The sequence below is a fragment of the Methylocystis sp. genome (assembly GCF_021731785.1).
Classification (GTDB): domain Bacteria; phylum Pseudomonadota; class Alphaproteobacteria; order Rhizobiales; family Beijerinckiaceae; genus Methylocystis.
On the sequence record NZ_JAKFWS010000004.1, the window covers coordinates 19,244 to 31,791 of the forward strand.

Genomic DNA, 12,548 nt, shown 5'->3' on the forward strand with positions numbered 1-12,548 from the left:
CATGTCGCTTTACGCAACTCGACGTAGCGCCAATTCGATCGCGACGACGCTCTGCTGGGTCGCGGCCATATTTGGACTGGCGTGGCTGTTCGTGATCCTCATTGCGCTTCTTTACGAAGGCCTGCGAGGACTCTCTCCCGCGGTCTTCACCGAGATGACGCCGCCCCCCGGCAGCGCCGGCGGATTGCTCAACGCCATTGCCGGCTCGCTCATCATGACCTTAATCGGCGTCGCGGTCGGCACGCCGCTCGGCATGCTGGCCGGAACCTACATGGCCGAATACGGCCGTCACTCGAAACTCACGATGATCGTGCGCTTCATCAACGACATTCTGCTTAGCGCGCCGTCGATCGTCGTCGGCCTGTTCGTTTACACGATGCTCGTGCATCCGATGGGCCACTTTTCGGCGATTTCGGGCGCGGTGGCCCTTGCGCTGCTCGTTGTTCCCGTCGTCGTGCGAACGACGGAGGACATGCTGCTGCTCGTGCCGGGATCGATGCGAGAGGCGGCTTCGGCGCTTGGCGCGCCTCGTGCTCATGTCGTCGGCAAGGTCGCCTATCGCGCCGCCAAGGCAGGGCTGATCACCGGCGTGCTGCTGGCCGTGGCGCGAGTCTCGGGCGAGACGGCGCCGCTTCTTTTCACAGCGCTCAATAACCAATTCTGGAGCACCGATCTTAGCGCGCCGATGGCGAGCCTGCCGGTGGTCATCTTCCAGTTCGCGCTGTCGCCTTACAAGGACTGGCAGCAACTCGCCTGGACAGGCGCGCTGCTGATTACCGTCGCAGTTCTCGCCCTGTCGATCGCCGCGCGCATGTTGAGCGCCGGCCGGAGGAAATCGAAATGAACGCCGCCGTCCATGCCCCGAAAGAGCCACCGACAAAAGTCGCGGTGCGCAGCCTTGATTTCTATTACGGCGCGGATCGTTCGCTCAAGAACGTCAGCCTGCCGCTGCACGCCAACAAGGTGACGGCGTTCATCGGTCCCTCGGGCTGCGGCAAGTCGACCTTGCTGCGCGTGTTGAACCGGATGTACGACCTCTACCCCGGACAGCGGGCGGAGGGCGAGGTGCTCCTCGACGGCGAAAACATTCTGGACCCTGCGATCGACCTCAACGCTTTGCGGTCGCGGGTCGGCATGATCTTCCAGAAGCCCACGCCTTTCCCCATGTCGATCTATGAAAACATCGCCTTCGGCATTCGGCTCTACGAGAAACTGTCGCGCGCCGATCTCGACGAGCGCGTCGAAACGGCGCTGCGCGGCGCCGCGCTTTGGGACGAGGTCAAGGATAAGCTTCAGACGAGCGGCCTCGGTCTTTCGGGCGGGCAGCAGCAGCGCCTCTGCATTGCGCGCAGCGTCGCCGTGCAGCCGGAAGTTATCCTGTTCGACGAGCCCTGTTCCGCGCTCGATCCGATCTCGACGGCGAAAGTCGAGGAGCTGATCGACGAGCTCACGAACCGCTACACGATCGCGATCGTCACACACAATATGCAGCAGGCGGTTCGCGTCTCCGATTACACCGCCTTCATGTATCTCGGCGAACTCGTCGAGTTCGGCGAGACGGACGACGTGTTCAACAAGCCGAAAGAGAAGCGAACGCTCGACTATATCACCGGCCGTTTCGGCTAACAGCTATTCAAGGACGGCGCTCATGAGCGATCACATTGTCAAATCCTACGACCGGGACCTTGAATCTCTCGGACGCCGCATCGCCGAAATGGGCGGCGTCGCCGAAAAAATGCTGGCGGAGGCGATGGACGCCCTGTCGAGCTTCGACGTCGACCTTGCCCACCGCGTCGTCTCCAGCGATCCGCGGCTCGACGCGCTGCAACGTGAAATCGAGGAGAACGCCATTCTCACCATTGCGCGCAGACAGCCGCTCGCCGTCGATCTGCGCGAATGCATCGCCGCGATCCGCATCTCCGGCGATATCGAGCGCGTCGGCGATCTCGCAAAGAACATCGCCAAGCGAACGCTCAAGATCGTGTCGGAAGCCCGCGTCCCGCGCGCCATCGTCGGGCTCAAGTCGATGCATGAAGTCGCCGCGATGCAACTTAAGGACGCGCTCGACGCTTACGCCTTGCGCGATACCGAGCGCGCCCACGCGGTGTGGCAGAATGATTCCGATCTCGACGCGCTGGAGGATTCCGTCTTTCGCGATCTTCTCACTTTCATGATGGAGGATCCGCGCAACATCTCCTTCTGCACGCATCTCCTGTTCTGCTCGAAGAATCTGGAGCGGATCGGCGATCACACGACCAACATTTCGGAAACGGTCATTTATCTCGTCACGGGCGAGGCGATGCCCATCGAGCGGCCGAAGTCGCGCGCTCCCGACTTCGGCGTGAAGGATGAGGCGGCGCAATGAACGAGGTGACTGCCGTCGTACAGCGCAGCGTGAAAAGCGATCGCGCCCCGCGAATCCTCGTCGTCGAGGACGAAACGTCGCTCGCGACGCTGCTCGTCTATAATCTCGAAGCCGAGGGCTATCAGGTCGAGCATGTCGACAACGGCGACGAAGCCGAGCTGCGGCTCGCGGAGTCGCCGCCCGATCTCGTCATTCTCGACTGGATGCTGCCGGGCGTTTCCGGGCTTGAAATCTGCCGCCGCCTGCGCGCGCGCGACAGCGCCAAGGACATGCCGGTGATCATGCTGACCGCGCGCGGCGAGGAAGGCGAGCGCGTGCGCGGCCTTTCGGTCGGCGCCGACGATTATGTCGTCAAGCCGTTTTCGACGCCTGAGCTGATGGCGCGGGTGCGCGCGCTGCTGCGGCGGGCGCGGCCCGAGCGCGTCGCCTCGCGGCTGACCCTCGGCGACATCGATCTCGACCGCGACACCCGTCGCGTGCGGCGCTCAGGCCGCGAAATTCACCTTGGTCCGACGGAGTTCCGGCTGCTCGAATATTTCATGGAGAAGCCGGGACGCGTGTTCACGCGCGCGCAACTGCTCGACAGCGTCTGGGGCATGTCGGCGGAAATCGACGAGCGCACCGTGGACGTCCATGTCGGACGGCTGCGCAAGGCCATGATCCGCGGCCGCGAGAAGGATCCGATCCGCACGGTGCGCGGAGCCGGCTATTCCTTCGACGAGACTTTCGGTCACGAATGACCGCGTCACAGCCTACGCGTAGCGCTGCGCCCTGAACTGATCGCGCGCGCGGCGGCGATCCTGGGCCGGCTGATAGGCGACGCGCGCATGATAGGCGCAATACGGCCCGCCGCCGACGGTTGACTTGCCGCCGCAGAAGCGGAATTCCGCAGATGTCGGATCGCCCATCGGCCAGCGGCACATGGATTCGCGCAGCTCCATGAGCGTGACGCGTTCCGACATCGGAATCACCACTTCTTCTTCCGGCGCATGGCGCGGCGCCGCATGCGGCGCGAAGGCGAGAGCGAGATTGCCATGCGAGGCGGCGCCGTTCATGCGCGGCGGCGCCGGGCGAGGAGCCTTGGCGACCCGCGGTCGCTGTGCGCTGATCGTTTTGGCGCGCTCGGCGAGCCCGAGCCGGTGAATTTTGCCAATGACGGCGTTGCGCGTGATGCCCGGTCCGAGTTCGGCCGCCACTTGGCTGGCGCTCAGCCCCTCGCTCCACAGCTTGCGGAGCAGTTCGACGCGTTCGTCGGTCCATGACATTAGGCTTCTCCATTCTTTCGGGTCGAGCGCGGATCGGAGTCTGCCTCCGACCGCAGCGCAGGCCTGAAGCCCAGCGGCGATGTGACGCGCATCAACACTCGAGAGAACGCGCCCGAACAAACGATGCGGGCGCCCACTAGAAACTTACTGTTTACTTTGAATCACGCGCGAGTCGCGCTGGCAAGCGCGCGCTGGCGTTCTCAACAGCCTTTCACGGAGAGTGTTGCTCGAAGGACTCACCCTTGCGCGGCGGCCCGACGCCAATGATCCTGCGGCATCATGGATTTGACCGCGTAGGGCGGCGCGCTTAAAATCCCCATCGAACTGCCGCCCTCAAAAGGGCGGCGCTTTGTTTTTCGAGCTCCTCTGGCCAAATCCAGTGACGGGAGCATGGAGCAGGGCTTTTGACGTCAGCGCTTTATCCGACCTATCCGCGGGCCGATCTCGCGTTCAAACATGGAGAAGGCGCGTGGTTGATCGCGGACAACGGCGATCGCTATCTCGACTTCAGCGCAGGCGTCGCCGTGCTGTCGCTCGGCCACAATCATCCGCATCTTGTCGAGACGTTGAAGCGCGCCGCTGACGCGCCCTGGCATGTCTCCAATTTGTTCCGCATCCCTCTAGCCGAGCGCCTCGCCGAGCGGCTCTGCGACGTGACATTCGCCGAACTGGTCTTTTTCACCAATTCCGGCGCGGAGGCGGTGGAATGCGCAATCAAGACCGTGCGCAAGTTCCACGCAGTGAATGGGCAGCCGGAGCGCTATCGGCTGATCACCTTCGAAGGCGCCTTCCACGGCCGCACGCTCGCGACCATCGCCGCCGGCGGCAACGCAAAATATCTTGACGGCTTCGGACCACCCGTCGAGGGCTTCGATCAGGTTCCCTTTGGGGACTACGACGCCGTCGAGGCGGCGATCACGCAAGAAACGGCGGGCGTGCTGCTCGAACCGATTCAGGGAGAAGGCGGCCTGCGCGTTTTTTCGCCGTTGTTCCTCGCGCGGTTGCGCGCGCTCTGTGACGCCCGCGGCCTGTTGCTCCTGTTTGACGAAGTGCAGTGCGGCGTCGGCCGCACCGGCAAATTTCTCGCCTGCGAACACGCCGGCGTCGCGCCCGACATCGCGGCGCTCGCCAAGGGGCTTGGCGGCGGCTTTCCGCTCGGCGCCTGTCTGGCGACGCGCGAGGCCGCCAAAGGCATGACGCTTGGCGCGCATGGCTCGACATTCGGCGGCAACCCGCTGGCGACGGCGGTGGGCGGCGCGGTTCTCGACGTCGTGCTCGCCGACGGCTTCATGGCGCGCGTCGCGCGTCTCGGCGCGCTGCTGCGCCAGCGGCTGGCGGAACTCGAGGATCGCTATCCGTCGCTGATCGAAGAGATTCGCGGCGAAGGACTGATGTTCGGCCTTAAGACGAAAATTCCCAATGCCGACTTCGCCTCCGCCGCCCGCACCGAAGGCCTGTTGACGGTGCTGGCCGGGGACAATGTCGTGCGGCTGGTGCCGCCGCTCGTCGTCGACGAGAGCGACATCGCGGCTGCGGCGTCGTGCCTCGCCGCCGCATGCGCCCGGATCGCCGCGCCCGCCGAAAAGCTCGGAGTCGCGTGATGACCGCCCATTCGCTGACGCGGCCGCGCAGCTTTCTCGATCTTTCCGATCACTCCGGCGAAGAGCTGCGCCGCATTCTCGATCTCGCCAAATCGCTCAAGGCGCGCCGCGTGAAAGGCGTGGAGCCGACCGACCGGCCGCTCGCCGGCAAATATCTCGGCATGGTGTTCGACAAGCCGTCGACCCGCACGCGCGTCTCCTTCGATATCGCGATGCGTGAACTCGGCGGCGAGACGATTATGCTGACCGGCGCCGAAATGCAGTTGGGCCGAGGCGAGACCATCGCCGATACAGCGCGCGTTCTGGCGCGGTTTCTCGACGCCGTGATGGTGCGCATTCTCTCCCATCCCGATCTCATGGAGCTGGCGCGCTACGGCAATCTGCCGGTCATCAACGGGCTGACTAAACAGTCGCATCCCTGTCAGGTCATGGCCGACGTCATGACCTTCGAGGAGCATCTGGGTCCGATCGAAGGGCGCACGGTCGCCTGGAGCGGCGACGCCAACAATGTGCTGACAAGCTGGGTGCATGCGGCCGGCCGGCTGGGCTTCGCCATCAATGTCGCGACGCCGAAAGATTTTGCGCCGTCGGAAGAACTCGTCGCCTGGGCGAAAGCCAATGGCGCGAAGATCAATCTGACGAGCGACGCGTATGAAGCGGTCGCGGGCGCCGACGCTGTGATCACCGATTGCTGGGTATCGATGGGCGACGCCGACGAGGATCAACGCCGCGCCGCGCTCGCGCCCTATCAGGTCGACGCGAAACTGATGCGCGCGGCGGCGAAGCATGCGCTGTTCATGCACTGCCTGCCGGCGCATCGCGGCGAGGAAGTCGCCGCGGAGGTGATCGACGGACCGCAGTCGGTCGTCTTCGACGAAGCGGAGAACCGCCTCCACGCCCAGAAGGGGGTGCTGTGCTGGTGTCTCGCGCCGGGGCAGGTCTGATGCCGCAAGGCGGCGACCCGGCGCCGAGCCGGCCAGTTGCGCTTCATTCCCAGGACGACCGGGTCTTGCCCTTCGCGGTCGAAGCGCTCGATCTGCGCGGCCGAATCGTGCGCCTCGGTCCCACGGTCGATTCGATCCTCAATCATTACGCCTATCCGCCGCAGGTCGCCCGCCTGCTCGGCGAGGCGGTGGCGCTTGCCGCGCTGCTCGGCTCGATTCTCGAATCGCATGGCCGCTTTCAGCTGCAGACGCGCAGCGATGGCCCCGTCGACATGCTCGTCGTCGACTATGACGCGCCGGGAAAGCTGCGGGGCTTCGCCCGTTTCGACGCCGAGCGGGTCGCCGAAATCCGCGACGCTGCGCCGGCCGCGCTGTTTGGGCGCGGTCATCTGGCGCTGACCATCGAGCGCGAGGAAGACGCGGCGCGCTATCAAGGCGTCGTGCCGCTCGAGGGCGAGAGCCTCGCCGAGGCGGCGCATCTCTATTTTCAGCAGTCGGAGCAAATTCCGTCTTTCGTCAGACTGGCTGTTGCGGAAAGCCTTACCCCGCAGGGTCATAGCTGGCGCGCCGGCGGACTGCTCCTGCAATATCTGCCGCCCGGCGGCGCGCGCGCCCGCGATCTTCCGCCCGGCGACGCGCCCGAGGGCGAGGATGATCTGTCGGAAGACGACAATGATCATTGGACCGAGGGCCAGGCGCTGGCCGCGACTCTCGAAGACCACGAACTCGTCGATCCGGCGCTGTCGGGCGAGCGATTGCTTTATCGCCTGTTCCATGAGCGCGGCGTCAAAGTCTTCTCCGAACGCGCGCTCGAGGAATTCTGCCGCTGTTCGCATGAGCGCATCGACAGATTGTTGAAGAGCTTCTCGCCGCAAGAGCGCGCCGACATGATCGGCGACGACGGCCGCATCGGCGTCACCTGCGAATTCTGCGGCGCGCAGCGCAGCTTCGATCCCGCCGATTACGATTGACCGGGAGGCGGAAGCAAAGACATGTCCGCTGCATTCATCTTCCCGCCGCCGCTGTGGCCAAGCGTCGCTATCGCGCATGACCCACGGCGATTTCCCGTGCGCAGAATTTTCTGCATCGCGCTGAACTATGCCGCCCACGCGCGCGAGATGGGGAAGGAGCCGGCGAAAGACGCAAGCGCAGAGCCGCCCGTGTTCTTCACCAAGCCCGCCGACGCCGTCGTCGAGAGCGGCGCGACGATTCCCTATCCGACGCTGACGAACGACTTTCACCATGAGATCGAACTGGTTGCGGCGCTGGGCAGCGGCGGCGCGGACATTCCTGCCGGCCAGGCGCTGAACTGCGTCTTCGGTTATGCCGCCGGAATCGACCTGACCCGGCGCGACCTGCAAGCGACGGCGCGCAACGCCGGCCGTCCCTGGGACATGTCAAAAGGCTTCGATTATTCCGCGCCGATCGGCACCATCCGTCCTGTCGCCGCGATCGGTCATCCGGCGCGCGGGCGCATCGCGCTCTCCGTCAATGGCGTCGTTCGACAGGCCGGCGATCTTAGCGATCTCATTTGGAGCGTTGCCGACATCATCGCGGCGCTGTCGCGCAATGTCGCGCTCGCGCCTGGCGATCTCATCTTCACCGGCACGCCTTCGGGCGTCGGGCCGCTTCTCCCTGGCGACCGGGTCGAAGGCGAGGTCGAGCATGTCGGAACAGTGGCCGTAAGCATCGGAAAATAAGTCAGGTTGCGCGGGATAGGGAAACCCGGCTATTTGCAGAAGCGTGAAACGCCTTCGCGCGATCCATCGCAACCGCCGTTGCGCCTCCACTGAGCGGCCGGCGCGCGAGGCTCTGGACATGCCGGTCAATCTCGACCCCGAAGATTGGGACGAATTTCGCGCCGAGAGCCATCGCGCCCTCGATATGATGCTCGACCATCTGCGCGACTTGCGCGAACGCCCGGTCTGGACGGAGCCCCGCGAAGCGGCGCGGACGCGCTTCAAGCGCGAGCTTCCGCAGGAGGGGCGCAATTTCTCCGCCGTCCTCGAGGATTTCGACCGCTTCATCAAACCCTTCGCGACCGGCAACACCCATCCGATGTTCATGGGCTGGGCGCAGGGCGCTGGAACGCCGGCCGGCATGATCGCGGAAATGCTCGCCGCCGGCATGAATTCCAATTGCGGCGGACGCAATCACATCGCCATCGACGTCGAGCGCCAGATCGCCGCCTGGATGGCGCAGGCCTTCGGCTTTCCGGCCGACGCGAGCGGCATTTTCGTCACCGGCACCTCGATCGCCAACTTCCTCTGCCTGCTCGTCGCGCGTGACCAGGCCTATGGCGACAAGGACGTGCGGCTCAACGGCCTCTGCGCGCTTTCCGGCCAGCTCATCGCCTATGCGTCACGGGAGGCGCATAATTGCGTCCGCCAAGCGATGGAGCTGGCGGGGCTCGGCGCAAGGCATCTTCGCCTCATTCCCTCGGACGAGCGCCGGGCCATGAAAGTGCGCGATCTGCGCCGCGCCATCGCCGCCGACCGCGCCGCGGGCTTCAGACCGTTTCTGATCGTCGGCACGGCGGGAACCGTCGATACCGGCGCGATCGATCCGCTTGACCGGCTCGCCGACGTCGCGCACAGCGAGGACATGTGGTTCCACGTCGACGGGGCTTTCGGCGCGCTGGCCGCGCTGTCGCCGACGCTCAAGCCGATGGTCAAAGGGCTGGAGCGCGCCGACAGCGTCGCCTTCGACTTCCATAAATGGTTGCACGTCCCTTACGACGCCGGCTTCTTTCTGGTGCGTGATCCTGAGGCCCACAAGCGCGCCTTCGCCGCCAACGCCGCCTATCTGACGCGGGCGCCGCGCGGCCTTGCGGCGGGAGACGCCTGGCCCTGCGATCTCGGACCCGATCTTTCGCGCGGCTTTCGCGCGCTCAAAGCCTGGTTCACGATCGAAACCTTCGGCGCCAGGCGTCTTGGCCAATGCATCGAGCAGACCTGCCGCATGGCGAAACGTCTTGAGGCCTGGATTGTCCAGTCGGACGCCTTCGTGCTGCGGGCGCCGGTGACGCTCAATATCGTCTGCTTCGGCGTCAAGGACGATGACGACGGTTCGCTCGCCCGCGAGATCGTCATGGAGCTGCATGAGCGCGGCGAGGCGGCGCCTTCGCTGACCATCCTCGACGGGATTCCGGCGATCCGCGCCGCGATCATCAACCATCGGACCGAAGCGCGCGACATCGACGCCTTCATCGGATTTCTCGAGGCTGCGCTTCGACGCGCCCGCAAGGAGCCGCATGACTTCGGCGCGCTTGTCGAACCGCATGGGCCAGGCAAGACCCGGCTGTCCGAGGATTGACGCCGCGCTCGTCGTAAGCCTGTCATGTTTCGCCGAGCTCTGTTTTTGAGCCGTCCCGTGAGCCAGCTATGATCCCACACCGCCTCGCACAAGCGCCGCGCGCCGACATTCCCGGGTGTCTTTGGTTCGTGCGGTTCGGCGCGAACGGCGCAGCCGAGCCGGGAACGGCCGAAGATTTCGAATCCCTCGGCGCGCCGCGCGAAGGATTCTTATGGCTGCACATGGATCTCGCCGACGTGCGCACACGACCGCTGCTCGCGCGGATTGAAGCGCTTCCCGAACACGCGCGGGATTCGCTGTGCGATCCGGTCGACCACCAGCATCTCGAATATTCGGAAGGAATCGTCAGCGGCGCGCTGCTCGATTACGAACGCGATCTCGGCGGTCCGACGTCGCGCACCGACTATGTCCGCTTCGCCTCGGGCGCGAGCTTTTTCATCAGCGCGCGACGGCTGCCGATGGATAGCGTCGAGCAGACGCGCATCGCCGTCGATCGCGGCGCTTGCTTGACGTCGCCGATCGATCTTTTCGAAATGCTGACGGATGCGCTGATCGACGGGCTGGCGCGTAAGGCCGCCGAACTCGGCGCGGCCTTCGATCGCGTCGAGGACCGCATCATCGATCAACGCGGCCGCCAGGCGCGGCCGGCTTTGAGCGCCGCACGCCGTGACGCGGTGCGTCTGGCGCGCCAGATCAGCGGGCTTTCAGCGACGATCGCGCGGCTCGAAACGATCGAGGAGGAGCTCGGCGAGCAGCGGGACGACGATTTGCGTGAGGCTGCCGCGCGACTCGTTCAACACGCCGGCGCCCTGACCCAGGATGTGACGAGCCTTCAGGAGCGCGCCCGCCTCCTGCAGGACGAACTCAACGCCCTGCTGAGCCTCGAGACCAACGACCGGCTCTATGTGTTGACCTTGACTACGATGCTGCTGCTGCCGGCGACCTTCGTCACCGGCTATTTCGGCATGAACACCAAGAATCTGCTGTTTTCGGAAGACGACAACGGCACGCTCTACGCGACAATTCTTTGCGTCCTTGCTTCGGCGACGGCGCTTTTTCTGATGCGTCGCTGGGGTCTCGCCGGCGCGCCCGAAAGCGAGGATCAGAAGCCGGCCGCCCGGGAGCGACGCGATCGGCCGGCGGACAGGAGTTATTGACGTTAGCGGCGTGAGTTGCGGGGTTTACAGGCGTGCGCCCGCCGCCTAATTTCCGCGCCAACAGCGGCGATCCCGCCCGCCAAATGCAACTGGACAGAACATGCGCGCCGAACCGCTTGCGCTCAAAGCCGACATCGAGCAGTCCATCGGGCTGCTGAGGAGGCATCTTTGACGTCGACACGTCGCAACGGCGTCTCGCCGAACTGAACGTCCGCGCGGAAGACCCCGCGCTCTGGAACGACCCCGAAGCCGCGCAGAAGCTGATGCGCGAGCGCACCCAGCTCGAAGAGCAAATGGGCGCGCTCGGCAGCCTCGAACGCGAGCTCGATGACGCGCTGACGCTCGTCGAACTCGGCGAGTCGGAAGGCGACGCGGAAACTGAAAAAGAGGGCGTCGCAGCGCTGAAAGCCATCCTAAGGACGGCGCGCGCCCGCCAGACCGAGGCGCTGTTTTCCGGCGAGGCCGACGCCAACGACACCTTCATCGAGGTTCACTCGGGGGCCGGCGGGACGGAGAGCCAGGATTGGGCGCGCATGCTGTTTCGCATGTACGCCCGCTGGGGCGAGCGTCACAAATTCAAGGTCGAGGTGATTGAAGAGACGCCCGGCGAAGAGGCGGGAATCAAATCGGGGACGATTCTCGTCAAGGGCCATAACGCCCATGGCTGGGCGAAGACCGAATCCGGCGTGCATCGCCTCGTGCGCATCTCGCCCTTCGATTCGAACGCGCGGCGCCATACGAGCTTCGCCTCGGTCTGGGTCTATCCGGTGGTCGACGACCGGATCGAAGTGAACGTCAATGAATCCGATTGCCGTATAGATACGTATAGATCGTCAGGCGCGGGCGGTCAGCACGTCAACACGACCGACTCGGCGATCCGCATCACCCATCTTCCGACCGGCATCGTCGTCGCTTGTCAGGCCGAGCGCTCACAGCACAAGAACCGCGCCACCGCCTGGAACATGCTGCGCGCAAGGCTGTACGAACGCGAGCTCGAAATGCGCGAAGCCGAGGCGAACAAGGTCGCGGCCTCAAAGACCGAGATCGGCTGGGGCCATCAGATCCGCAGCTATGTGCTGCAGCCCTATCAGCTGGTGAAGGATCTGCGCACCGGCTTCACCTCCGGGACGCCATCCGAGGTCCTCGATGGCGAACTCGACGACTTCATGCAGGCCTCTCTGGCGCAACGTATATACGGCGGCGGTCCGGAGGCGGTCGAGGACGCCGACTAACCCGTTTCACGCCCATTTCTCGACGGTCAGGCCGGGGATGTCGTCGAAATCGTCGGTGTTGGCCGCGACGAGCGTCAGGCCAAGGTCGAGCGCCTGCGCGGCGATCATCCGGTCGAGCGTTCGTCGGCGCTTCTGGTCGACCTTGCCGAGCAGCGCGCCATAGGCGGCGGCGGCGGCGCGATCGAAGGGAAGGACATCGATGTTTTCGGAGATCAGCGCTACATTCTCTGCGAGCCGTCGTTGATGTTCGGCGCCGCCCGCGCCGCCCATGGTCTCGGCAAGACTGATCGCCGAGATCGCCACGTCGCCGATTTCTAGCGCGGAGAGCCGGTCGAGCACGCCGGGAAGCCCGTTCGCCGCGGCGATGACGATATTGGTGTCGAGCAGATAGCGGGCCATGCGTGCTAGCGCGCCTCGAACAGCCGCCTGGGCGGCTTGAACTCGGGGCGCGTCATGGCTACCGAAGGCGGCGCCGCCCTCAGGCGCGCCACGAGTTCGGCCATGTCGAGCCGGAGCGGCGTCACCACGAGACTTCCGCCCTGCCGGCGCACGACCACTTCGGCGCCTTCGTCGAAAGCGATTCCGCGCGGAATTCTGACCGCGAGACTATTGCCGGACTTAAATATGCGAGTCGCGCTCATGACAGGAGCGTGACAGCAGTTTTCCAGG

General features: G+C 65.0%; 14 protein-coding genes. 11 read left to right on the forward strand and 3 right to left on the reverse strand.

What is annotated here, in order from left to right; genetic code table 11:
* Position 1: 1 nt before the first annotated feature.
* From pstA to phoB, 4 genes are read left to right on the forward strand one after another with little or no spacing between them, the layout of a single operon-like run.
* Positions 2-844 carry a phosphate ABC transporter permease PstA gene (gene pstA, locus QZ964_RS00390; protein ID WP_292527858.1) on the forward strand — a complete coding sequence of 281 codons (843 nt, stop codon included), beginning with the start codon at positions 2-4 and terminating at the stop codon, positions 842-844.
* Complete coding sequence (pstB, locus tag QZ964_RS00395; protein WP_292527860.1) at positions 841-1,626, forward strand: phosphate ABC transporter ATP-binding protein PstB; 786 nt, start codon at positions 841-843, stop codon at positions 1,624-1,626. Before pstA ends, pstB begins: the two co-directional genes overlap by 4 nt.
* A 22-nt stretch (positions 1,627-1,648) precedes the next feature.
* On the forward strand, positions 1,649-2,365 hold the full coding sequence (gene phoU / locus QZ964_RS00400) for a phosphate signaling complex protein PhoU (protein ID WP_292527862.1): 717 nt from the start codon (positions 1,649-1,651) through the stop codon (positions 2,363-2,365).
* Complete coding sequence (gene phoB, locus QZ964_RS00405) at positions 2,362-3,105, forward strand: phosphate regulon transcriptional regulator PhoB (RefSeq protein ID WP_292527864.1); 744 nt, start codon at positions 2,362-2,364, stop codon at positions 3,103-3,105. The genes phoU and phoB overlap by 4 nt, the downstream gene beginning before the upstream one ends.
* Positions 3,106-3,117: 12 nt before the next feature.
* On the opposite strand, the gene QZ964_RS00410 is transcribed toward phoB, so the two are convergent.
* The gene (locus tag QZ964_RS00410) at positions 3,118-3,630 is read right to left on the reverse strand and encodes a GcrA family cell cycle regulator (RefSeq protein ID WP_292527866.1); all 513 of its coding nucleotides are present in this window, start codon (positions 3,628-3,630) and stop codon (positions 3,118-3,120) included.
* Positions 3,631-4,034: 404 nt separating this feature from the next.
* On the opposite strand from QZ964_RS00410, the gene QZ964_RS00415 reads away from it, so the two are divergent.
* From QZ964_RS00415 to prfB, 7 genes are all read left to right on the forward strand, one after another.
* Positions 4,035-5,231, forward strand: a complete 1,197-nt coding sequence (locus QZ964_RS00415) for an aspartate aminotransferase family protein (protein WP_292527867.1) — start codon at positions 4,035-4,037, stop codon at positions 5,229-5,231.
* Positions 5,231-6,175 (forward strand): ornithine carbamoyltransferase, encoded by a 945-nt coding sequence (argF, locus tag QZ964_RS00420; RefSeq protein WP_292527869.1) that lies wholly within the window; start codon positions 5,231-5,233, stop codon positions 6,173-6,175. The genes QZ964_RS00415 and argF overlap by 1 nt, the downstream gene beginning before the upstream one ends.
* Positions 6,175-7,146 carry an Hsp33 family molecular chaperone gene (locus tag QZ964_RS00425; RefSeq protein WP_292527957.1) on the forward strand — a complete coding sequence of 324 codons (972 nt, stop codon included), beginning with the start codon at positions 6,175-6,177 and terminating at the stop codon, positions 7,144-7,146. Before argF ends, QZ964_RS00425 begins: the two co-directional genes overlap by 1 nt.
* 21 nt (positions 7,147-7,167) lie before the next feature.
* A complete protein-coding gene (locus QZ964_RS00430; RefSeq protein ID WP_292527870.1) occupies positions 7,168-7,875 on the forward strand; it encodes a fumarylacetoacetate hydrolase family protein in 708 nt (235 codons plus the stop codon).
* Positions 7,876-7,993: 118 nt separating this feature from the next.
* Entirely contained in the window at positions 7,994-9,490 is a 1,497-nt protein-coding gene (locus tag QZ964_RS00435; protein ID WP_292527958.1) for a pyridoxal-dependent decarboxylase, read from the forward strand.
* A 68-nt stretch (positions 9,491-9,558) separates the two neighbouring features.
* Positions 9,559-10,647 (forward strand): CorA family divalent cation transporter, encoded by a 1,089-nt coding sequence (locus tag QZ964_RS00440; protein WP_292527872.1) that lies wholly within the window; start codon positions 9,559-9,561, stop codon positions 10,645-10,647.
* Between the two features lie 100 nt (positions 10,648-10,747).
* Positions 10,748-11,879, forward strand: a protein-coding gene (gene prfB, locus QZ964_RS00445) for a peptide chain release factor 2 (protein ID WP_292527874.1) whose coding sequence is annotated in 2 segments (ribosomal slippage) — positions 10,748-10,816 and positions 10,818-11,879 — 1,131 coding nt in all. Because the reading frame shifts where the segments join, the coding sequence is not laid out codon by codon here.
* A 6-nt stretch (positions 11,880-11,885) separates the two neighbouring features.
* Here prfB and QZ964_RS00450 read toward each other — a convergent pair.
* Together QZ964_RS00450 and QZ964_RS00455 are read right to left on the reverse strand one after the other, a co-directional pair.
* Positions 11,886-12,278: a PIN domain-containing protein gene (locus QZ964_RS00450; protein WP_292527875.1), complete on the reverse strand. Its 393-nt coding sequence runs from the start codon at positions 12,276-12,278 to the stop codon at positions 11,886-11,888.
* A gap of 5 nt (positions 12,279-12,283) precedes the next feature.
* Complete coding sequence (locus QZ964_RS00455; protein ID WP_292527876.1) at positions 12,284-12,520, reverse strand: AbrB/MazE/SpoVT family DNA-binding domain-containing protein; 237 nt, start codon at positions 12,518-12,520, stop codon at positions 12,284-12,286.
* Between the last annotated feature and the right edge of the window lie 28 nt (positions 12,521-12,548).

Coding starts and splice junctions, on each gene's coding strand:
- argF (WP_292527869.1), top strand. CDS start 5,231: ATGACCGCCCATTCGCTGACGCGGCCGCGCAGCTTTCTCGATCTTTCC.
- QZ964_RS00435 (WP_292527958.1), top strand. CDS start 7,994: ATGCCGGTCAATCTCGACCCCGAAGATTGGGACGAATTTCGCGCCGAG.
- pstB (WP_292527860.1), top strand. CDS start 841: ATGAACGCCGCCGTCCATGCCCCGAAAGAGCCACCGACAAAAGTCGCG.
- QZ964_RS00455 (WP_292527876.1), bottom strand. CDS start 12,520: ATGAGCGCGACTCGCATATTTAAGTCCGGCAATAGTCTCGCGGTCAGA.
- phoU (WP_292527862.1), top strand. CDS start 1,649: ATGAGCGATCACATTGTCAAATCCTACGACCGGGACCTTGAATCTCTC.
- pstA (WP_292527858.1), top strand. CDS start 2: ATGTCGCTTTACGCAACTCGACGTAGCGCCAATTCGATCGCGACGACG.
- QZ964_RS00430 (WP_292527870.1), top strand. CDS start 7,168: ATGTCCGCTGCATTCATCTTCCCGCCGCCGCTGTGGCCAAGCGTCGCT.
- QZ964_RS00410 (WP_292527866.1), bottom strand. CDS start 3,630: ATGTCATGGACCGACGAACGCGTCGAACTGCTCCGCAAGCTGTGGAGC.
- phoB (WP_292527864.1), top strand. CDS start 2,362: ATGAACGAGGTGACTGCCGTCGTACAGCGCAGCGTGAAAAGCGATCGC.
- QZ964_RS00450 (WP_292527875.1), bottom strand. CDS start 12,278: ATGGCCCGCTATCTGCTCGACACCAATATCGTCATCGCCGCGGCGAAC.
- QZ964_RS00440 (WP_292527872.1), top strand. CDS start 9,559: ATGATCCCACACCGCCTCGCACAAGCGCCGCGCGCCGACATTCCCGGG.
- QZ964_RS00425 (WP_292527957.1), top strand. CDS start 6,175: ATGCCGCAAGGCGGCGACCCGGCGCCGAGCCGGCCAGTTGCGCTTCAT.